This window comes from Desulfosoma sp. (assembly GCA_037481875.1).
In the GTDB taxonomy this organism is placed as follows: Bacteria; Desulfobacterota; Syntrophobacteria; order Syntrophobacterales; family DSM-9756; genus Desulfosoma.
Genome location: JBBFKY010000006.1, coordinates 188,274 through 208,699, shown reverse-complemented (window position 1 = coordinate 208,699; position 20,426 = coordinate 188,274). Strand labels below are relative to the sequence as shown.

General features: G+C 55.5%; 18 protein-coding genes and 1 pseudogene. 7 read left to right on the top strand and 12 right to left on the bottom strand.

What is annotated here, in order from left to right:
- The first annotated feature begins 125 nt into the window (after window positions 1–125).
- On the top strand, window positions 126–419 hold the full coding sequence (locus tag WHS46_10215; GenBank protein ID MEJ5349046.1) for a hypothetical protein: 294 nt from the start codon (window positions 126–128) through the stop codon (window positions 417–419).
- 212 nt (window positions 420–631) lie between these two features.
- Here the strand turns inward: WHS46_10215 and WHS46_10210 are convergent, their stop codons facing one another.
- The 3 genes from WHS46_10210 to WHS46_10200 form a co-directional block, all read right to left on the bottom strand.
- Entirely contained in the window at window positions 632–1,396 is a 765-nt protein-coding gene (locus tag WHS46_10210; GenBank protein ID MEJ5349045.1) for a class I SAM-dependent methyltransferase, read from the bottom strand.
- A 1,079-nt stretch (window positions 1,397–2,475) separates the two neighbouring features.
- On the bottom strand, window positions 2,476–2,880 hold the full coding sequence (locus WHS46_10205; GenBank protein MEJ5349044.1) for a hypothetical protein: 405 nt from the start codon (window positions 2,878–2,880) through the stop codon (window positions 2,476–2,478).
- Between the two features lie 1,348 nt (window positions 2,881–4,228).
- Window positions 4,229–4,378 carry a hypothetical protein gene (locus tag WHS46_10200; protein ID MEJ5349043.1) on the bottom strand — a complete coding sequence of 50 codons (150 nt, stop codon included), beginning with the start codon at window positions 4,376–4,378 and terminating at the stop codon, window positions 4,229–4,231.
- A gap of 1,029 nt (window positions 4,379–5,407) precedes the next feature.
- On the opposite strand from WHS46_10200, the gene WHS46_10195 reads away from it, so the two are divergent.
- The 5 genes from WHS46_10195 (at window position 5,408) to WHS46_10175 (ending at window position 10,082) form a co-directional block, all read left to right on the top strand.
- Window positions 5,408–5,728, top strand: coding sequence for a hypothetical protein (locus WHS46_10195; GenBank protein MEJ5349042.1), 321 nt, complete (start codon window positions 5,408–5,410; stop codon window positions 5,726–5,728).
- A gap of 1,824 nt (window positions 5,729–7,552) precedes the next feature.
- Window positions 7,553–8,197, top strand: a complete 645-nt coding sequence (locus WHS46_10190) for an RDD family protein (protein ID MEJ5349041.1) — start codon at window positions 7,553–7,555, stop codon at window positions 8,195–8,197.
- Between the two features lie 541 nt (window positions 8,198–8,738).
- Window positions 8,739–8,978 carry a hypothetical protein gene (locus WHS46_10185; protein ID MEJ5349040.1) on the top strand — a complete coding sequence of 80 codons (240 nt, stop codon included), beginning with the start codon at window positions 8,739–8,741 and terminating at the stop codon, window positions 8,976–8,978.
- A 96-nt stretch (window positions 8,979–9,074) separates the two neighbouring features.
- Window positions 9,075–9,710 carry a hypothetical protein gene (locus WHS46_10180; protein MEJ5349039.1) on the top strand — a complete coding sequence of 212 codons (636 nt, stop codon included), beginning with the start codon at window positions 9,075–9,077 and terminating at the stop codon, window positions 9,708–9,710.
- Between the two features lie 102 nt (window positions 9,711–9,812).
- On the top strand, window positions 9,813–10,082 hold the full coding sequence (locus tag WHS46_10175; GenBank protein ID MEJ5349038.1) for a hypothetical protein: 270 nt from the start codon (window positions 9,813–9,815) through the stop codon (window positions 10,080–10,082).
- Between the two features lies 1 nt (window position 10,083).
- Here the strand turns inward: WHS46_10175 and WHS46_10170 are convergent, their stop codons facing one another.
- Together WHS46_10170 and WHS46_10165 are read right to left on the bottom strand one after the other, a co-directional pair.
- Entirely contained in the window at window positions 10,084–10,305 is a 222-nt protein-coding gene (locus WHS46_10170) for a hypothetical protein (GenBank protein MEJ5349037.1), read from the bottom strand.
- A 1,142-nt stretch (window positions 10,306–11,447) separates the two neighbouring features.
- Window positions 11,448–12,008: a hypothetical protein gene (locus tag WHS46_10165; protein ID MEJ5349036.1), complete on the bottom strand. Its 561-nt coding sequence runs from the start codon at window positions 12,006–12,008 to the stop codon at window positions 11,448–11,450.
- Window positions 12,009–12,393: 385 nt separating this feature from the next.
- On the opposite strand from WHS46_10165, the gene WHS46_10160 reads away from it, so the two are divergent.
- A complete protein-coding gene (locus WHS46_10160; GenBank protein ID MEJ5349035.1) occupies window positions 12,394–12,699 on the top strand; it encodes a hypothetical protein in 306 nt (101 codons plus the stop codon).
- Between the two features lie 668 nt (window positions 12,700–13,367).
- Here WHS46_10160 and WHS46_10155 read toward each other — a convergent pair.
- The 7 genes and pseudogenes from WHS46_10155 to WHS46_10125 all read right to left on the bottom strand — a co-directional run bounded on the left by WHS46_10155 (window position 13,368) and on the right by WHS46_10125 (window position 20,394).
- On the bottom strand, window positions 13,368–16,586 hold the full coding sequence (locus WHS46_10155; GenBank protein MEJ5349034.1) for a type I restriction endonuclease subunit R: 3,219 nt from the start codon (window positions 16,584–16,586) through the stop codon (window positions 13,368–13,370).
- A pseudogene (locus WHS46_10150) lies at window positions 16,574–17,143 on the bottom strand (transposase). The gene WHS46_10155 and the pseudogene WHS46_10150 overlap by 13 nt, the downstream one beginning before the upstream one ends.
- An 80-nt stretch (window positions 17,144–17,223) precedes the next feature.
- A complete protein-coding gene (locus WHS46_10145; GenBank protein MEJ5349033.1) occupies window positions 17,224–17,463 on the bottom strand; it encodes a hypothetical protein in 240 nt (79 codons plus the stop codon).
- Window positions 17,460–18,356 carry a DUF3800 domain-containing protein gene (locus tag WHS46_10140; protein ID MEJ5349032.1) on the bottom strand — a complete coding sequence of 299 codons (897 nt, stop codon included), beginning with the start codon at window positions 18,354–18,356 and terminating at the stop codon, window positions 17,460–17,462. The genes WHS46_10145 and WHS46_10140 overlap by 4 nt, the downstream gene beginning before the upstream one ends.
- Window positions 18,353–19,681 carry a restriction endonuclease subunit S gene (locus WHS46_10135; protein MEJ5349031.1) on the bottom strand — a complete coding sequence of 443 codons (1,329 nt, stop codon included), beginning with the start codon at window positions 19,679–19,681 and terminating at the stop codon, window positions 18,353–18,355. Before WHS46_10135 ends, WHS46_10140 begins: the two co-directional genes overlap by 4 nt.
- Before the next feature lie 84 nt (window positions 19,682–19,765).
- Window positions 19,766–20,107 carry a DUF86 domain-containing protein gene (locus WHS46_10130; GenBank protein ID MEJ5349030.1) on the bottom strand — a complete coding sequence of 114 codons (342 nt, stop codon included), beginning with the start codon at window positions 20,105–20,107 and terminating at the stop codon, window positions 19,766–19,768.
- Window positions 20,104–20,394: a nucleotidyltransferase family protein gene (locus tag WHS46_10125; protein MEJ5349029.1), complete on the bottom strand. Its 291-nt coding sequence runs from the start codon at window positions 20,392–20,394 to the stop codon at window positions 20,104–20,106. The genes WHS46_10130 and WHS46_10125 overlap by 4 nt, the downstream gene beginning before the upstream one ends.
- Window positions 20,395–20,426: the final 32 nt, after the last annotated feature.

The window sequence follows — 20,426 nt, the reverse complement described above, 5'->3', positions numbered from 1 at the left end:
AGGCTGCTCTAAAGGATGAGCGTTTTCACGGAAGTTGCAAAACTTCGTATCCGGCTCGTCTTTCAGAACGTGGGCGTTTTGTTGAAAAGGGTCGAAGGCTTGAGGCCGCCCTCACGATGATGTAGGTGATCTGGTTCGAGAAAATCCCGCTCAAGCTCGCCTCGGTGATCCTCACGCCGCCATATTTTATGTTCCCTGGAGAAAGCGCCGATGCCGCGCCATGGGCTCACCCGCTCGGCAAGGCACTGCGCTTTGGCCGCCTCCCATTCGGCGGTGAACTCACCGTTGAAGGCGCTTTTTGCTGGACTTGCAAAAGTCGATTTTGTCTCTCGAAAGGCAAGAGCGTATTTTGGGCGCACTTCATAAAGCTGTCTAGCCTGCTTAACGAAATGATCCTGATTCCTCAGGGGTGGAACTGAATAACCAACTTGTGCTGGGTTCGATGTCTTAAGCAACCACTGGCCTGCGCTTGTATGAAAGCATTCTGATTCTGTTTCTGAAATTTTATGGATTTCCTGTATCGGCCTTTGATTCGTAAGGCTTGGATATTTAACGAGTTATCAAAGAACAAGCCGTTCCCGGTGGACACGAAGCGGCGTTGAATCATGTTTCCCCGGCACTCTGGGTTCCCTCACTCCACCCGACGCGCGACAAAGAACTCATAGGCATAGAAGTCCGAAGACCTTCGGTGCATTTCAGGCTCTTGTGCAAGTAGGTCAAGAGCCGCCAGCGCTTCGACGTCGGCTTCATATTTAGCGCGCAGTTCCTCGATGCGAATTTCCATCGGTGTATAGAAATCTTCCCACCAGGCCTCGTCCGGCAAGGTGAAGTGGCCGATGAGCGAAAAGCCGCCTCTTTCGATTGCCGCCAGGACATCCGAAATCCGGCCCATGGCCGGATAGTCGGCATCGAAGCTCGCTTTGACCTCGGGGGGAGGGTCGTCCTTGCGCCAGACCGGCTCGGTGAAAGCGAGGTAGGCTCTGGGTCGCAGCAGCCGGCTGCAAACTCCAAGGGCTTTATCTATGCCGATGTTGTAGAGCGCTCCCTCGGACCAGACGAGGTCGAAGCTTGCAGGCGGCAGCATGGGTTCAGCCATGTCACCGACCATAGGCTGAATCCGCTCTGCCAGGCCTCTCTGAGTGACCGTCACGCGCAGACGCTCGATGCTCGGAGCATGGCAGTCCAGGGCCACGATGGACCCGGATGTTAGCTCTGCGAGCTGGAGTGTCTGCCCGCCGACGCCGCAGCCCAGATCGAGGACCGCCGGCGTGGGCGGCAGATCGCGACAAAGAGCAAGAGCCCTAGCGGCGCAGGCGCGGTTGCCCGGACCCTGGCGGGGGAGCGACTCGAAAACTTCAAAGAATATTCGCCGGAAACGTGGCATCAGCTCACTCATGTCTTAGCCCCTTTACCCGTAATCCTGCTGATGGAACACGCGTAATCGCTCCGCCGGCTCCAGTGCGTCCACAGGCCGAAAACACTCGGGCCGAGGATGGCGCACATTCGGCTGTCCCGCTGCAAGACGGCAATCGAGCAGGAATTGGCTCCAAATTGTAGATGACCACCTGTCCAAGGACCTGGTTCTTTGCGGTTTCCTCGGCACGGTTGACCGGATCCGCTTTTATGTCGTGCTTGCTCACCTTTCTGGATGCCTTTACCTCTCCTCATCCTTGGAAAGCTTCTGAACCCCGCAAGGAAACGAGTGGATGATTTTACGAAAAAACCGTTTTTAATGACAGTAGAAACGGCAAGTCTTTTTGGATGCTCAAAAGTGATGAAACTTTTCGCAACGAGTTTTTCGGTCGTTATCAGATTCGACCTTATCGAACGAACCTTTAATAGACAACTTTCGAAGCTTTACAAGATGCTGACACAGCTTGAGGCTTCCTCTCGAAGTCTCGTGCACGAGGTCGAATTTCCGGTCGTCAGAAGAGACCAGACCATCGCTGAGGCCGGTCGTATTAGCGAACGGAAAAGCTGACGCGACATCCGGAAGCATAACCTTTTCCGCCCCTAGTTCCCCGCCTGCTCCTACAAACCATCGCGGAGTTTACCTGGGCTTTTGCCGATACTTCCTGAAAACTCGCGGTGGGAATTTTCCATGGGTTTTATACGCAAGTCCGAAAGACCGCAAAACCTTTCAAAAACTAAGAGCTCCCGAGGGATGCTCCGAAGCGATCGAGCAGATTGACCTTCGCCTCGCCGTCATGGCCAAGATCCGTGAACACGAAGATAAATTGGCTCATCGTTTCAACCGTGCAACCAGTTTGTTACAGGCTATTGTCGTCCGCACGCCCTAAAGCTCTCTCCAGTGCCTTGAAGATTCCCTAAGCTATTCCGGCGATATCCGCTTCCGAAGTTGTTCCCGGTGCTGTAAAGGTCTGCTGTATACCTGGAGGAAGCCAAAACAACAACCGCAAAGACCGCCACAACGATTAATGTGCTAATTGTCTGGATAGCCGAGTACCACCCTTTTTACTCCCGATCATCTCCATGCGAATGCTTCCATCCCTTCGGCGAGATGTCGAAAGCCACGGATACCGCAAATCCTATCGGACCGCACGCGAATCCACCGAAGTTGATCGTAAGACAAAACACGGATTCTTTCCCTTTGAAGAGTTTTAAAGCCTTCTTCACCCAGTTTGAGGGGTCAGCCCTTGCAGTGATTTTTTCAAGGGCTTCCCGATACGCCGACGCCATTGTAGAAAACTCGTCGGCCTCGGAAACATAGCTGAAAAGAACATGCTCACACGTGTTCTCCTGGTCGTTACCGAGGATCAGGGTGCCACAGACAGGGCAATAGATGGACGGAGGATCCTGGCCGAAGTCTTGGCTTATGACGACGTGAGGTATGGGCTTTTCGCGTCTTGCCGATTTCATGGATTGTTCCTTTCTCTATAGGTTTGGATTCGCATCACACTTTGTGCGAACATTATAGTTTTGGCATTGTTTTACGAATGGATCTCTCCACTCCACGATCCAGATTTAAACGGAAGAGCCGCACCGTCAGCAAGGTTCCGGTGTTTCGCGCAGACCTCTATGACTTAGGTTCTTGCCCTGCATCTATAAGTTCGTTGATCGTCTCCAACGGACGGGGTCTTAGGTTGGGCCATTTTTGGTGCCTAATCCTTTTTGGTCATGAGGATTCGGTTGGTTGAATTACTGCCTAAAACCTAAACAGCGAATGTGCTTGGAAATCAGTCGCTTCAATGATGCACCTCAGTTAAACGGCCGTCAGAATGTGGTTCCGACAGAAAAGAGAGCATCAGCTCCGTGCCCATTACGGTTCTTCCCCTGCGGACGGGCGGCCAGTATTCACGTATCGTAAAGTCGTAGACCAGGGGATCCCGACGCGCCGTAAACAGGAAAAGCAGTTCCGTGAAAACACGCCCCGGCAGTCCTGACCAAGCACATTTTGAAGAATCCGCGCCGGTTTGTCGCTGGGTTGTGGGAAACGCGGTGCGAAAACTCTCCTTACGACGTCGCGTGTTCTGTAGGCGGTGGAGTTGGCAAGCAGTCCTTCGGTCTGAAGCCTGCGCGTGAAGTCATCGAGCGGTTCACCGGGACGCCAGTGTTCGAAGAGACGCCGAGTCTCTTCAATCATTCCGGCACCTTTGCTGATCGCGGTCGAGTCTTTCCGTTGCACTTCTTCATCCCTGGTCATGGTCATTCACGGCCTCCCTACGTCTCGGCCATGAAATAGGGGAAGCCGGGCTTATGCCTCGCAAACGCCGTATGGTAGACAGCGGCGGTTTTCCTGATCCCCGCTGCTGTCATCATGTCCTTGTCGGCGCCGATCCTTCTGGCTCCCGCAGCGGCTTAGCTCACGGCAAGTCGCCGGGCCAGCTCTTCCTGGCTCAAGGAAAACCGACGTCGTCTCTCATAAAAACGTTGAAAGGCTTCGACCTTCTGTGTCCATTCGCTGCACCTCTTGTTTGGACGGCAGACAGCGGTTTTTGCTCGAATATTAGAATATCTCAGATGAAAAGCAAGCGAAATCCACGGGTTGACAGAGACTGGTTTCAGGAGCGCCACCTGCCGGACTGAAGCCGTTGGAATCTGCGATTACTTTTCACTTCAACAACACAAAGCCGAGATGGGAAGCTGGGTTCCTTCGGACCCCGCCGAAACGGGGACGCGGCGGAAGAGGCAATGGGCACTGGGAACGGTGCCGTCCGTGGTGTGCCTCCATGTCCAATCCGCCAACTTCCGCTTCGAGCTGAGGAAGTTAGTTATGGACTTGGGCCGCTTTTCCGGCGAAGGCTTCTGCGGCGGCCGCCTCGGCCTCAGCATGGAGTGCCCCGAAATCCAGTTCCAGGGCGGCGTCCGGCTCCAGAAGGAACGCCAGTCTGTAACGGTCGGTTGCAAAAAGCTCCATTCGGTTCTCCCGTCATGTCGCGACAACTCCGGTTGATGCCGGGAAAACAGACGGCCGGTATTCGGGCGCGAACCTCGAACTCAGGCGGATAACCCTTTGGTTGGAATAACGACCGGAGACCCTCAAAAAGTGTCGAAGGGGAGCCATTTCGAAGAGGGGTGGACGAAACTAATATCAGATTTGACAAAATCATCTTGTGTGAAGAAAATTACTCGAACTCAAAATACGTTACTCGATAGACGAACGGACCTTTCGGAAAGAGATTTCTGAAACCAAGTGACTGACAGTCATCGAAGCGGCGTGGTACCTGAGGAGGGGTAGATTGATCGCCTTAGAAGGCGGCTCAGGAAGGGTAGCTACCCACCCACAAGGTCGGACGGTAGCGGCGGTTCGATGTGAGGGAAATCGATAAACGGTTGAAATCGGGGAAGCCGGCCTGGACCGAGGATAAGACCCCATGGCATCTTTGCCCGGACCGAGGTGATCGTTCGAGACGACAAGGGTGTGAAGGATCCTATCAGCATGCCGCCGAACTCCCTCAAAGCCCCCTGCAGAAGCGCACCAAGCGTGTCAAGGCGATTTACGAGCGCGATCCCGCCGACGGCTGGGTTCGGATTCCGATGCCTAACGCACTGGACCGCCGAAACCCGAACGCACCAAAGGAGAGGAGGGGGCGCGGGTTTATCTACAGGAACCGGCCGTCCGCTCGAAGGCGGCTACGACATTCGCTCCATACGGGAACCGCCAGGCCGTAACCATGTGAAGACGACCGTGACCCACACTCAAGTTCTGAACCTCGGGCCGGCGGGGGGCTGCAGCCCGGTTGACACGCTTGTCGAGGGAGCTTCTTATGCCGATCCGTACTAGACACCGAGTTCAATTCAGTTCTTGCCCGAAACCTGCGACCATGCCCAGAGTTTTTGGCTTTTTGCGCTATGTTTCGGGCGCGTATTGAGCGGACACCACGAGTCATGTTGGGGGTTTTATACGGCTCGGTTTAAACAACATTAGGCGAGAAGAGGGATAACATTGAAATGGCTCATTGTGATCATCATGATTTCGGCGTTTCTATGTCTTCCGTCAATTGCGCTGGCCGTAAAGGGTGTGGTGGTCTATGTCAAGAGCGGTTGCAGCTACTACATTGTTGAAACACCTTTGGGGTACACCCTGCTTCAGTGGTTCGGCGGTAGTATTCCATCACGGGGGGATGTTCTCGTTGGCGACTATGAATCCTATGGCATGAAGGATATTTACAACATTACTCAGGATTCTGAAACAAAAGTCTGGGTCGATAGTTTTTGGATGTCAAAAGACCATGTCATTGAGCGCTTTTTTGAGAAATGTCATTGAACCTTCTCACTCACAACTTGCTGTTCACTCCAGCGGCTGTCTGGTTTGCACGGCCAAAGCGGATGAGTAAAAGGTGCATGTGTGACGATAATTCCTGGTGTACTTTGGTACATCCAGGCTGGCAAAAACAAGGACATCTCTGGTCGTTGCCCGTTTGTCACAGTTGAGTCTTGTCCCCGATATTACCAGAGCGTTTCTCTGCTTGGGGAGGCGGGGAGTACGAAGATTGAACTCCACGAGGACGCGAGATCTTTTTGCATATCTGCACGCAAGCGATCTATGGCCGAGAACGGATGAGTATGCGACATCGGTCTCTGGGCCAGGGGACGATTCGCACCGGTTTATTAACTTCTGCCCCGAGGTGGCCTTTGACCGATTCGGGTACTTTGGCAGCTTCCTTGCGTCTTACAGTGATGAGGTTCACGCTAGTGTAGCACACACTCAACTCTCCAAAGAGCATGCACCTGGAAAGGATTGGCGGTGTGGGCCGCTGTGTCACCAGAACACCACACTGATTGTGGCCTCTATTCCGTTTTCACTTACTGGTCGAGCAATGTTACCCATTCTTCGTCAAGTGCTGAGCTACCTTGGTGGAGAAAGAACCTTGTCGAGCTTATAGTCGGACTTATGGTGACCATCATCGGTGGCCTGCTTCTCAAACTATGATGTGATCGTTCGAGATGGCAAGGGTCTGAAGGACCTTATCAAAATGCTGTCGACCTTCCTTAAGGCTCCTTTGCAGAAGCACCTCAAGCGTGTTAAGGCGCTTTACAAGCGCGATCCAGCCGACGGCTAGGTTCGGATTCAGATGCCTAACGCACTGGACCGCCGAAACCCGAACGCACCAAACGTCAGTAGGTGGCGCGGGTTTATCCGCAGGAGAACCTCTGGAAGAATAGCAGGAGGGATGAATATGGACGACATCACTAGAGGAATCACTCGTTCAGAGGGGGGTTCGTAAGACTGGCACAAGAATTTGACTGGGCAATCGGGTCACATGCCGCACTTTTCGACACCTTTTCGCTGGTCGTCGGCTCGAAGGCGGCTGCGACATTTGCTTCCGTTAGAAACAGCCAGTCCATTGCGAAGTCAAGACAAACCTGACCTACACTCACATTCTAAGCCTCCGGTCAGCGGGAGTCCGTAGCTTGGTTGACTCGCTTGTCTAAAGAGGTTGTTATGCCCATGCGTATTAAGACACAAAAATAAACCCAGTGTTTGCCCGGAACCTGAGACCATGCCATGAGTTTCTCCGCTTTTTGCGCTACGTTCCGGGCGCTTATTAGAAATGAGTAGTACGAGTCATGTTGGCAGTGTAATTAAGGATCCGCTTAAACATTTTTAGACATATTCCACGGGAAGCGAGCATGAAATTAAAAAGATTGGCGTTTTCATTGACAATCATAACTATGTTCGCTGCATCGGCAGCGTCGGCACAGGTTATGTGCCCAGACGGAAGTTTTGTGTCGCGAGGGCCATGCGTGATGTGTCCCGACGGTAGTTTCATCGGCGGTGGAGAGCGTTGCCAGATGGCGCCGAATGGACGGTTCGTTCCTCAAACACGGCAGGGGCCTCAAATGGCCCCTGATGGAACTTTCCTACCCGGGGGCCGCGGAATGACCATGTGTCCTGACGGTTCCTTTGTCGCAGGCTCACGTTGCGTCATGACACCGAACGGAAAGTTCGTTGGTCAATAAAGGTCAGGGGCGGCGCGACGGCGTTGGTCGTCGCGGCGCATTGTCTAACGATGCATTCCTAAAAAAGCTAGCGATAAAGTCGCGCAGCGCCCCTAAACTTTGACGTCAGACATTTTGGGGAGAAAGAATGTACTGCACTCAGTGTGGCTCGCCCGTACCGAATGGCGCAAGGTTTTGTGGCTCATGCGGTGCCCCACTGCAGCATGCATCCGCGGCCTTCAGTTCCGTTACGCCTGCGTCAATAACACCGTCTAAAAAGGTAGTACCACAAATTCGCCCTTGGGTACGGTATTGGGCGCGGATGCTCGACTTAGACCTGTTTTCTCTTGTCGGTGGCTATGTTATTGGCATATTTGCGCCGCAAGCTTACCTGGCAAAGAGGAGTGAATATCTAATTGGATTAACATTGCTCTTTATTTGGACATTTGTGGAATCGGCCTTGATAACAACCTTTGGGACTACCCCCGGAAAATGGCTGTTGAAGGTCCGGCTGACACGGGCGGACGGCTTGCCTATCTCATACTCAGAAGCGTTGTCCCGTAGCATTAAAGTCTGGTGGCGCGGCTTGGGAACGGGTTTCCCCATTGCCGTCTTGATCACGCTCATCATCGCGCATAGACGGCTTAAACGTAATGGTGTCACTTCTTGGGACAAGGAAGGTGGGTTCGTTGTAATGCATGAAAAAATAGGGGTAGGTAGGGCTCTTGCAACAATCGTACTCATCATTGCCTTCACTGTCCTCTGGGTGCTTGGAAGTATTGAAAATGTCTAACACCATGTTGGAGCTGGCGTCCCCCACTTCGCGGGGCCATGGCTAGACTTGGGCGCTAACCAGATCTCATCTTCACCTGTTTCTCCTTTTCGGCCAGTTTCCCAATTTGGGTTGCAGCTTGATCCTCATCGATGGAAAGAGGCGTCCGTCAACCCTCCAGCGTGCTATCGGGCTGGATCAGCCTATGTCACTTGGCATCCGAGATGCTCTCGGTGCCCCGGATCACCAGCCACAGCCGAGAACTTTTCCCTCCATAGTGTCGTGTCACCTAGGTGCTTAAGATCGCCACTTTCTTGCCGGGCCGGGCCTGCGTCACACGGCCGTCCCTGAAGGCCCGATCACGCCAAGAAAGGTGGTCCGCCCCGCGTGGATTCCATTGGATGATGCAGTTCACCTTAGGGTGTCGGCGAAGCTTCAGAAGCGTTTCCAGAGCATCGTGAGCCGAGTCGGTTCGCACCAGCAGGGGCTTTCGGGTAACCTTAAAAAGGGTGACTGCCAGGACATAGAATTAATCGGCAAATTCGGCGCGGACAGGACCATCATGGACCAGACCGTGCAGAACCTTTGCGCCAAGGGCAAGACCCCCATCGTTGACGCCCTGACTCAGGCCGGGGAGTTGCTGGCCAAAAACGAAAACGATACCACTGTGGTCCTTGTGAGCGACGGCCTGGAAACTTGCGGCGGCGACCCCTGCCAAGTGGCCGCTGACCTACGGGCCAGGGGCCTGAGGCTGGTCATCCACGTGGTGGGGTTTGACGTGAACCAGACCGAGGCTTCCTAACTCAAGTGCATCGCCACCGCCGGAGGCGGCCAGTATTTTCAGGCTGATAGCCTTGCCCAGCTCAGGGAGGCCCTAGGCAAGATCAAGGTCTCGGTGGTGGAACAGAAGCCCCTGCCTCCGGCTCTCGAGGCCGCGGAAGCTCCCTCGGTCCAGGCCAAGTCAAAGATCGTCAAGATCGCTGGGCCTGGCACCGTCAAATTGAACCTGGCCTCCTGGGCCAGGTTGCCCCGTTCCTGGAGCCTGGTGGAAGCGGAATCAGGCCAGGAGGTAGCCCAGGGCAACCTCGACCAGCTGAAGGGGAAAGCCGGCGAGTACCAGATCATATGGTTGCAAAGCGAGCACAAGCACAAACCGGTGCTGCTTACCGAGGTGGTGCGGGTGGAGAGTGGCAAAACCGTCGAGGCGGCCATCGACACCGGCATCAGAATCATCGCTCCCAAGGAGGTCAAGCCTTCCAAGCTCTGGTATCTGACCGAACCCGACGCAAAGGACAAAGTGTATTCGGTAGCAGAGAGCCTGGAACCCCAGGTAGCTCCGGCCGGAGTCTATGATCTTTGGTGGTGGCAGGACGAGCACAAGGCCACCCCGATGCGCCTGGCCCGGATCACGGTGGAAAGCGGCAAACTCAACGATCTGCTGGTGGATCATGGCATCAACCTGCAGCCGGCTGATTGGCTCAAGGAGCCTTACTTCTATGCCTTGGAGGATGACAAGGTTCTGCGCTTCACCTAAAAATGGAGCTCTTTCGGCCCCCAGATCGCGCCGCCTGGCAAATGCCGGCTGGTGTTGAGGCCCTCCGAGCATGGCAATGATGACTTGGTATGGGGAGAGATCGTGGTGCCTGATCACGGCTTTGCAGCCGTTCCCATCAACTCCGGGGTCAGGTTTCTGCACCGGAAGGATGCCAAGCCCCCCTATCGGATCATCTTCGTCAATCTAGAGAACAATCGGGAGTACATCGCCAAGGAGACCTGGGCCCCTCTGCCCCTACCGCCCGGGCGCTACCGTTTGGACTGGTGGGAAAAGGAACACGGCAGCAAGCGGCAGACATTGGCCGAGGATATGACGGTCGAGGCCGGAGTCATGCTCGAAGTAGAAATATAGGTCATCTCAACAGACCAGAAGGGGATGCGTCTGAGCCCAACGCAGAGGCGGCCCGCGCGTCGGGTGCCTTGATTTCTTCCACTCGTTGCCGCAAGCTGGTCGTCCCGCTCGATAAACCTTTAAGCTCTGCGCGCAGGGTATCCAGACGAAAGGAAGCGGCTGGTTCAGACGCGCCGGAACCGCGCCAACCCGGCCCTCCATGAGCACCGGCGGTACCGCTCATGTCTTTCCTCCTTCATAAGCATCATAGAAGACTAGGAAATAGGCACAAAGATTCTCAGGCACCTGGGTTTACGACGCATAGAGTCCCGGCCCCCGCCCAAAGCCACCGGCCCAACAAAGATCGAGAAATACGGCACCGACTATTCAGTGCCCCAGCTCGCCGCTTTCCAGAAGGGCTTTATGTCGCCCCGAGCCTGCCAATACATAACGGGAGCTGAATATCCGGAGGTTTTACCCGCCTTAGGCGTAGGGTACACATCTCTGGAGGGCCACGCGTTCGCCCTTGAACCTCTCGAAAGATCTTCGGGATTTTTCAAAAGGGGAGGCGAATTAAGGGAAGATGAAAATCATCAGCCTGATTGATGCCCCCCTCTGTCATAGAACGCATGCTCCGCCGTCTCGGGCTCTGCAAACCGCAAACAGTCCCATTCGGCAGCAAACCAAAAACACCGGAACATGGGCCGGTTGTCAGCGAACACTTCGACGACGGTCGGCCCGAATATGAAGAGCCCGCCATTGTTTGCCACTAGGCTTCGGCAGTGAAGACAGTCCCTGCAAGCCCTTACAGGAGCAGTTTGCCTGCGTTTCCGCCGGGTCCACGAATCCGAAGGCCCGCGCCGACACCTTGCCGTCCCCTTCGCACAAACAAGCGATTCCCGTAAACCACTTGCTTCATGTTTGGTGCATATTCGCCTCGACCCTGTCAAAGAATCGAGACTCGATTGCGCTTGACCCACCTCAGTACGCCTGCTACACAACAACGGTCAAAAAGCAATTTCCTATGACCATACCTTACGGCGAGGCCCGAAAAGGCTTTTCGCCCGGCGCTTTACCTGAACAACAAGTGCGAGCTGGACGGGCGCGACCCGAGCGGGTTTGCGAGTGGCGTGTGGTGCTTCGGGAAGCACGATCGCCTCTGGGGGAAAGGCCCGTTTTCGTTTCGGTGAGATCCATAAACGAAAACGGGTTTCGGCACATATTCGATGCCCGCTCTTACGTTCCGAAGATACAACATCTTGTAAAAGGCCGGTCTTAAAAGGAAGGAATCCATGCCAAGCCTGAAATCGTTCTTCACCAATATGTCCGCACCCATGCCCTGGCCTACCAAGATTCGGCTTCTCCTGCGGAATAACTTTATCAAGTTCAAGACACGCAAGAACTGCTGCGGGCATCACGGTGAGCCGGGATGCTGAGAAACCCGCAAATGATCTCCCGTGACGGAGTGAACAGCTGAAGATAGCCTGCCGGAGTTCTTTCATCGACAAACTGATGAACCGGCACCACAGCGGCCTCAGTGGGCATGAGTGAAACCCGATTACCCGTGACGGCTGCGACTTTGAAAGAGCGCCGGCCGAAGACATCCTGGGTAACGCCTTCTCTGGACCACGGTTTCCCATTTTCCTTACTGCTTTTCAGCTTGAGATCGAACTGTTTCCAAACGGCTCCTTGGAACACGCGAAGCAAAGCGGCATGCCAGCTTCTCATCTCCTCGGAAAGGCTAAAAGGAAAATGTCGGCCATGGAGCCGTTCTTTAATCCTTCGGGCCAAAATCGCAAGCTCTTTGGAGTCGAGATCCAGCTTTCCCAAATTAAAGAGGATTCTGTGCTTGGATCCTTTGGAAGTCCGGTAGGACTCGACCAATTCATGATAGAAATAGGTGGACCCTGATCGGGGATCTTTTCCTATGGTTTTTCGAATGAACATAGTCCTCGACGATTACCGTAACGTGTATCTCGACAGCAGTAGTGCCTTAATCCTTGAGATTGCGTCTATACATACAAGTATCGTTCCGGATGTATCATATTGAATTTCATTCGCTTTTGCGCTCTAGGGTCTCCTGTCCCAATTTCACTCGGCAGCTGCCCTCATAAAAAGCATCGAGATCAAACAATCTTCGAAGAGCTTCTCCAGCGGCCACTCGGCCCTGGTTCTTGTGGGCCATCGGATCAACAGGTGCACGGACCTCTACCAATAGGTGGAAACGCTTGTGGAGCTTCGCCGACACCCTAAGGTGAACTTCATCATCCAATGGAATCCACGCGGGGCGGACCGCCTTTCTTGGCGTGATCGGGCCTTCAGGGAGGGCCGTGTGACGGAGCCCCGGCCCGGCAAGAAAGTAGCGATCCTCAGCACATGGGTGACACGACACTATGGAGGGAATAGTTCTCGGTTTCGCCTGATGATCCGGGTCACCGAGAGCATCTCGGATGCCAAGGGGCATAGGCTGATCCAGCCCGATATCACGCTGGAGGGTTGGTGGACGTCCCTTTCCATCGATGAGGATCAAGGGATTCGGTTGTATGAAAAGCTGGGTCTGAGCGAACAGTTTCCCAGTGAGATCAAGACTTGGAGCGATTGCCCTCTGGAAGGTTTGCGACCAATACTCTGGTGTTGACCCTGGGCGGACTGGCTGACAACATCTTGCGCATTCTGAGGCAAAACGGGCTCCTTTCCCGTTTTTCGCCCGCTCGAATCGGGCCAAGCGGCGTCCCATAAAAACCGTGATCCAGAAACGGATCTCGCTAGCAGGACGCGTGATCCGAAGCGGTCGTCGGCTGAAGCTCCCGTTTGGTCGCCATTGTCCCGCCTTTCAAGCATTTCGGAACGTCTTTCTTAATTTTCGCCCAGGGCAAGACAATAACAAGTCTCTGCAAGTTCATGACTTAATGACTCAATGACTTAATGACCTAATGACTCAATGACTTAATGACTTAGTGACTCATTTTTCCCCTGGGTGAGGCAAGAGGGAGTCGATGCAAGAGCCTGGATCTATTCAATGCTCACGTTGAACGGGGACTCGGTATGCCCGAAAACAGCTCAATGATCCCAGTCATGACCACTTTTCTGCCACTGAAGAGTCGATGATTCGGGCCATCGGCTGAAACAGGGCATCGTCGACTGCTCAAAACGCGGTCATCATGCCCAAAGCTCAGTTAGCTCCACCACACCTCACGGATTCAGGGACGAGGCATTTGTCGCCCTGCCAGATAAGGTGCTCCTGGTTCCGCGAGCAGTGCCTCTGCTGCTGGGCGGTTTCGAAGCAGACGGATGAGAGAAGGCGTTTCAAATTGGGCATCGGGGTTGCCCCGAATGTGGGGCCGCGCGTAATGGAAGAATCTGGCTATTCCTTCGTTGGTCATTCTTTTCCGTCCAATCCTTGCAGAGGACTTCCGCCTGTTCCAAAACGAGCTCCGTGGCGCGAGCCTGCTTGTCCGGCGGATAGCCGTATTTTCGAAGAATGCGCTTGATGATCACCCGCATCTGGGCGCGGACGTTTTCCCTGACGGTCCAGTCGATGGTGATGTTGTTTCGCACCGCTTTGACAAGTTCTTGAGCGATCAGCCGCAGTGTCTTATCGCCGAGGACGGCTACCGCGCTATCGTTGGCCTCCAGCGCGTCGTAGAAGGCTACCTCGTCCTCGGTGAGCCCCAACTTCTCGCCTCGCCGGTCCGCCTCGCGCAGTTCCTTCGCCAACGCGATTAATTCTTCGATCACCTGTGCTGTCTCAATGGCCCGGTTCTGGTATTTCTTAATGGCATTCTCAAGGAGCTCTGCGAACGACCGGGCCTGGACGACGTTCTTTCTTCCGCGTGCCTTGATCTCGCCTTCCAAAAACTTGCGCAGCAACTCGACCGCCAAGTTCCTTTGCGGCATGCCGCGCACTTCCGCCAGGAACTCATCGGACAGGATCGAGATGTCCGGCTTCTTTAGTCCAGCGGCAGCGAAGATATCGATAACCTCATCCGAAGACACCGCCTTTGAGATGATCTGCCGGATAGCGTGTTCAATTTCTTCCGGGCTCCGTCGATCGTCTCTTGTGCTCTTGGTCAGCACGGACTTCACCGCCTGGAAGAAGGCCACATCGTCCCGAATCTCCAACGCCTTCTCATGCGGAACGGCCAGCGCAAACGCTTTCGACAATTCGCCAACCGCCCTCACCAGCCGGTTCTTGCCGTCATCTTGGGCCAGGACGTGCTCCTGCGCTGCCGGAAGCACCGAGAGCCGGTCCTGAGGCCCGCTGGTTTTCCAAATCGACCAGTCGAAACCAAAGAAAATGCCGCAGCAGATCTCGTACTTCTCCAGCATGACGGCCACAGCCTCTTCCTGATCGATGGCTGTCCGGCCCTTGCCGCCGCTCTCCGTATAGGTAGCCAATGCCTGTTTCAGCTCGTGCGCAAGGCCAAGGTAATCCACCACGAGCCCGCCCGGCTTGTCCTTGAACACACGGTTCACCCGCGCAATCGCCTGCATCAGGCCGTGGCCGCGCATCGGCTTGTCTACATACATCGTGTGCAGGCAGGGGGCGTCAAACCCGGTCAACCACATGTCGCGGACGATAACCACCTTGAAGGGATCCTTCGGGTCCTTGAAGCGCTTTGCCAGCTCCTCGCGGCGCGACTTGTTGCGGATGTGCGGCTGCCATTCAACAGGGTCCGATGCCGAGCCGGTCATTACGATTTTAAGGGTTCCTTTGCGATCGTCATCATCGTGCCAGTCCGGACGGATCGCCGTAATGGCCTTGTAGAGTTCGACACAGATGCGACGGCTCATGCAGACAATCATCGCCTTGCCATCCATCGCCTCCAGCCGTCGCTCGAAATGCTTTACCAAATCCTTGGCAATCAGCTTCAGTCGCTTCTCCGTGCCCACCAATGCCTCGAGTTGCGCCCACTTGGTCTTGAGCTTCTCCTTGTGCTCGATTTCCTCACCTTCGGTAACTTCTTCGAATTCCTCGTCGATACGCGGCTTCAGTTCCTCGGGCAGATCTAATTTTGCGAGTCGGCTTTCGTAGTAGATGGGCACCGTCGCTCCGTCTTTTACTGCGCGCTCGATATCATAGATGCTGATGTAGTCGCCGAAGACGGCACGGGTGTTTTTGTCGTTAAGTTCGATGGGGGTGCCGGTGAACCCGATGAACGAGGCGTTCGGCAATGCCTCGCGCATATGCCGCGCGAACCCATCGATGAAGTCGTATTGGCTGCGATGCGCTTCGTCAGCGATTACGACGATGTTACGGCGGTCCGATAGCAGCGGGTGTCGATCTTCACTATCGGTCGGGAAGAACTTGTGAACCGTCGTGAAAATGACGCCTCCTGAAGCGGTCTTCAGCAACTCCCGCAGGTGTGCCCTGCTTGCGGCCTGCACGGGCTGCTGTCGAAGCAATTCGTGACAGCGAGCGAACGTGGCGTAAAGTTGGTCGTCCAGGTCGTTGCGGTCAGTGATCACCACCAGCGTTGGGTTTTCCATCGCTGGATGCAGTACGATTTTGCCGGCGTAGAACGCCATCGTCAGGCTCTTGCCCGATCCCTGAGTGTGCCACACAACACCGACACGGCGGTCACCGAGCTTGGCGTCTTTCGGACTCTTGGAAAAATAGGTTCCTTCGCTCTCTCGCACCTCCCAAGGGGAAGTGGGAGGCACACAGGCGCGAATCGTCTCCTGCACCGCCACATTCACGGCATGGTACTGGTGATACCCGGCCATCTTCTTGACCAGAATACCGCCGCCCACATCCTCGAACACAATAAAGTGCCGGATCAAGTCCAGAAACCTGCGCTTCTCGAACACGCCCTCAATCACGACCTGAAGCTGAGGCAACCGGTTGTCTGCCAGTTCTTCGCCTTCAATAGTCCGCCAAGGCATGAACCATTCGCCGGTGGCCGTAAGCGTACCGATTCGCGCCTCCACGCCGTCTGAAATCACCATCGCCTCATTGAACACAAACAGCGAAGGAATCTGCATTTTATAGGTCTGAAGTTGGTTGAAGGCCGACCAGATTGTGGCGTTTTCGGTGGCGGCGTTCTTAAGTTCCATCACCGCAATGGGCAGGCCGTTGATGAACAGTACCAAGTCTGGCCGTCGTTCGTGTTGGTTCTCGACCACGGTGAACTGATTCACGGCGAGAAATTCGTTGTTCTCAGGATCATCATAATCGAGCACGCGGACCAGATCGCCGCCGATCGAGCCGTCTTTTCTCTGATACTCGACCGGCACACCCTCGACCAGGTACTTGTGGATGGCGTGGTTGTTCGCCACGAGCGACGGCGAGTCGGGGCTGGTCAGCTTGCGGAAGGCTTCCTCCAACGCATCTGCCGGCACCTGCGGGTTGAGCCGCTGGAGCGCCTGCCGCAGCCGATATTCAAGCACGACTTGGTGGTAATTCTCGCGCTCCGCTGCGGGCATGCCGGGGGCGATGTCCGGACCGAAGAGGGTTTCCCACCCCATGGCTTTCAGCCAATCAAGGGCAGCGGATTCGATGGTGGATTCGGTCATTGCGCCCATACGTTCTCCGGTTCTGGTGCGAGGGATTGGGGATTCTCCCGATCGAATGCCCAGCGGGCAGGGTTGTCGAGAATGTATTGCGGGATACGGTTCAGCGCATCCTCGGTGCGGATAACGTGTTCGTAATAATTGCGTTGCCATAGGCGGCCGTTTACGGGCAGCCAACCCGATGTTTTAACGCCGGGGATATACCCATTGGTCGTCATCGTTTTAAACCATTGGACGATTTCCGGTAGGGGCGCACACGTTGGGGCAGACCTACGTGTCTGCCCTAATGACGGGACGGTCGCGCCCCCAACGGGTGCACCCGGTAGGGGCGCACCTGCGTGTGCGCCCAAATTATTGGGGCAGACACACAGGTCTGCCCCTACGGGGGTTATCACGATAATACCGTGGAAATGGTTGGGCATAACAATGTATTCATCGGTTTGTACGTTTGGAAATTTGCGATTCAATTCCGCCCACCATTTTTTTACCATCCGCCCCGCCTCGTTCAACCGCATGTTTCCATCCACCACCTCGCCGAACAGGCACGACCGATCCTGGGTGCATATGGTAACGAAATACGCGCTCGGGTGCGAATAATCTTATCCCTGCAGGCGGATAGAACGGCCATGATGTTTCTGCGGATCATATTTCATAACCCGCGCTCCTTCAGAAACCGCTCCGCATCCTTCACCCGCAACTTGCCGGAGATCAGCTTGGGCAGCAGCGCATCGCGCAACCGCTGCGCCAGCACCACCTCACCGTAGTCGCGCCGCTCGGGTCCCGGTGCATCGGGGGCGATGTCGCGGCCATGCACGGCCCGCCAGCCGATAGCCTGCAGCCAGGCGAGGGCGGCGGATTCGACGTCGGATTCGGTAAACAATGTTTTCATCGTTGCACCTTTGTAGGAGCCTTATCTTCTGGGTGCTGCGGCTCGTACATCCAGAAGTTGATGGGATTCTTCGGGTCGGGAGTCCACAGGCCCCGCTTTCGCCTTAGGCTCACCCCAAGTTTGCGCTTCTTGCAGCCTTCGTCGAGATGTTGCAACACCAAAAACCTCTCCATAGAGCTAGGCGACGCATCCGATGACTCGTTGCAATCGTCAAAAAGCCGAAGTTGCGGTTCCCTCACAACCAGCCACTTCTGATAAGCATCGAACTGATATCTTGAGAACACTGCCATGCCCGCGAAAAGGTCTGCTAGCTGAAGCAGTGGTTGTTCTTGAGACGAAACCGAGCTTATCTCTTCCAAGCCGAACTCACGGCGGAGTCCGATACGAAACTGACCTGCGGTGAAAACCGATCGTTCGACTTCCAGGCGATCAGCGACATTATCAAGGCAGTCCTGTAGGGTCTTCCAGTCCATCGCGGTGTGTTCGTCGGGATGAAGCCGCCACACTGCGTCGTCTGGCCATCGGCTCCGCAGAACGTTACGAAAGAGGTGATAGTACATCCGCTGAAGGTTGGCGATATCGTCGCGGCCGGGTATGTCATGGCGGCTATCTTGGATATCCCATATCATGACATCTACCCGGAGTCTTCGATTAAGCGCATGTTTTATCGTGAAGTCACACATCCTCTGGGCGCAGAACCGCTCTCTCGCCTGGCGAAGCTTCGCCCATTTGAACTCGCTAATAGTTGATTGGACAAGAACATCATTTAACTCCCTGTTAAGATCATCCAAGGCATCAACCGGTACCGTTACCAATCCCAGGCTTCTGAAGCGCCCCTTGTTCCAATTGGACTCGTCGCTGAAACCGACGTGCGTGACGCCTAGGCTAGTCATAACCCGCGCTCCTTCAAAAACCGCTCCGCATCCTTCACCCGCAGCTCGCCGGAGATGAGCTTGGGCAGCAGCGCATCGCGCAGGGTGGCGAGGGTGCGGGATTCGCGCTCGTTGGCGACAATGCGCTCATACAATGGACGCGTTTGGGTGTCAAATGCTTGCATCACAGCGACAGGTGGCAGCACAAAAGGTATCGGTCGAAAACTCGCCTTGCTGATTTCTTGGAAGGTCGAGCCGTTTGCTCGACTCACAATGTCATCGTAAGCGAAGCTAGCCCAGAGCAGGAGAAATAGATTCGACACACCTTTTCTGGGTTTCATAGCGATGAACCCTTGGTTAATAGCGACTGGCACTTCTGCAATTGCGAGGTAACCAATAGGCGCACGTGAGGAAAGCAGAACGGTGCCTCGCGGTAACAAGCCGGAGCTGATTTGGGCAAGGCCGGCGTCTGTGATCTTGCGCTCCGTTTCAAGCAAAACAGGCACTGACAGCCTCGATAAGTCTTTGGGAGTGGCCCAGTAATGGGTTCCGCCTTCCCAGTATGCAGGTTCCTTTGTGCTCGGCGTACTACCGCCGACCACATCCGCAACCTCCCCGATTGTCCGCACCCCCCACCCCTCCGGAATCTCCCCCAGCTCCGAATCCACCAGCCGGTCGGGGAAGAGGTCGGCGTAGGGGCGGGTTGAGAACCCGCCCGTACCGGGGAGGCCGGGGTCGCGGCCTTCCATCTTGGCGCGCACGGGCTCGAAGTCCACGAACCACGCCTTGAACAGCGCCCGGGCCATCGCCTCCAGCGTCTCGCTCATCCGCCGGTTCAACTCGATCTTGTCGTCCAGCGTGCCGAGGATGTGGGCGATGGCGCGTTGTTCGGGGAGGGGGGGAATAGGGATCATCCAGTGCTCAAATGTTTGGGTAGTGATCGTCTCAAAGACGGTACCATAGCTAAGCGCCCGCATCTCTGCTAATGTGCCCTTCAAGGCATAGAATAGAAAATCATTATCTAGACCTTCCCCTGGAAGAAGGGCATAGCAAGTCTGATTAAATGCCATCGCTTGGCCGAGTTGGGCAAGGGCGCCAACTGTGCCGCGAGCCGTTATGACCACAGTACCCTTGGGCATTAGCTTCGCCGCGCTTCTATTCAAGCCCTCTTCGCTGATAAACTCTTGAGCATGAAATAGGTAACGGCCCGAAACTGCCGCAACATCTTTAGCCGTGGCCCACGGGATGCTCCCATTCCAGTATTCAGGCACATAACGGCTCGGTGTTCCGCCTATAACCGGGGTTGCGACCTTGGAGACCGAAGCCCTTTTCCACTCACCCGCCATACCCAAGCTCCTCCATGTTCCTGACGATCGCCGCATCCAGCTCTGCCGCCTCGGACTGCTGCTTGCCAGCGGTCCGGACCGGATTCATTCCTGCCCCTCCAGCTGCCGCAGGAGCCCCTCGACATGCGGCCTGAGCGCAGGAGCGTCGCGGCTCGCGGCTTGCCAGACAATCTCGGTGTCGATTTCGAAGTATCCATGCACTAAGACGTTGCGCATCCCGATCATCTTCGTCCACTCGATGTCCGGAGCGAGCGCGCGCACGTCCTCCGGCAGGGCACGGGCCGCCTCGCCAATGATCTGTAGGTTGCGTATGAACCATCCCTGCAGCAACTCGTCGCTCTCGAACTCTGCCCTGCCCCGGAGGTGGCGCTCGATGGCGGCAATAGCTTCCAGAATGTCCCGCAGGCGCTCCTTCGGGTCTCTCATAGGGGCACAGCCTCCTTGAGCACCCGGTCGCGGACGCGCGCCTTGAGGCCGCGCTCGGTCACCACGTCCACCCGGCGTCCCACCAGGCGCTCCAGTTCGTATTGGAGCCCCCCAAGATCGAACAGGCTGCGTCCCGGTTCGAATTCGACAACCAGGTCGATGTCGCTTTCCTCGTCCGCTTCGCCGCGGGCTACAGAGCCAAACACGCGCACGTTGTGGGCGCCGTGCTTGGCGGCAATCTGCAGGATCTCGTCCCGTTTCTCCTTCAGCAACTGCTCAAGGGTCATAGCCCAGCTCCTTAAGGTTCTTGACAATGGCG

Coding starts and splice junctions, on each gene's coding strand:
- WHS46_10210 (MEJ5349045.1), bottom strand. CDS start 1,396: ATGAGTGAGCTGATGCCACGTTTCCGGCGAATATTCTTTGAAGTTTTC.
- WHS46_10205 (MEJ5349044.1), bottom strand. CDS start 2,880: ATGAAATCGGCAAGACGCGAAAAGCCCATACCTCACGTCGTCATAAGC.
- WHS46_10200 (MEJ5349043.1), bottom strand. CDS start 4,378: ATGGAGCTTTTTGCAACCGACCGTTACAGACTGGCGTTCCTTCTGGAG.
- WHS46_10190 (MEJ5349041.1), top strand. CDS start 7,553: ATGTACTGCACTCAGTGTGGCTCGCCCGTACCGAATGGCGCAAGGTTT.
- WHS46_10185 (MEJ5349040.1), top strand. CDS start 8,739: ATGGACCAGACCGTGCAGAACCTTTGCGCCAAGGGCAAGACCCCCATC.
- WHS46_10170 (MEJ5349037.1), bottom strand. CDS start 10,305: ATGAGCGGTACCGCCGGTGCTCATGGAGGGCCGGGTTGGCGCGGTTCC.
- WHS46_10165 (MEJ5349036.1), bottom strand. CDS start 12,008: ATGTTCATTCGAAAAACCATAGGAAAAGATCCCCGATCAGGGTCCACC.
- WHS46_10155 (MEJ5349034.1), bottom strand. CDS start 16,586: ATGGGCGCAATGACCGAATCCACCATCGAATCCGCTGCCCTTGATTGG.
- WHS46_10145 (MEJ5349033.1), bottom strand. CDS start 17,463: ATGAAAACATTGTTTACCGAATCCGACGTCGAATCCGCCGCCCTCGCC.
- WHS46_10140 (MEJ5349032.1), bottom strand. CDS start 18,356: ATGACTAGCCTAGGCGTCACGCACGTCGGTTTCAGCGACGAGTCCAAT.
- WHS46_10135 (MEJ5349031.1), bottom strand. CDS start 19,681: ATGGCGGGTGAGTGGAAAAGGGCTTCGGTCTCCAAGGTCGCAACCCCG.
- WHS46_10130 (MEJ5349030.1), bottom strand. CDS start 20,107: ATGAGAGACCCGAAGGAGCGCCTGCGGGACATTCTGGAAGCTATTGCC.
- WHS46_10125 (MEJ5349029.1), bottom strand. CDS start 20,394: ATGACCCTTGAGCAGTTGCTGAAGGAGAAACGGGACGAGATCCTGCAG.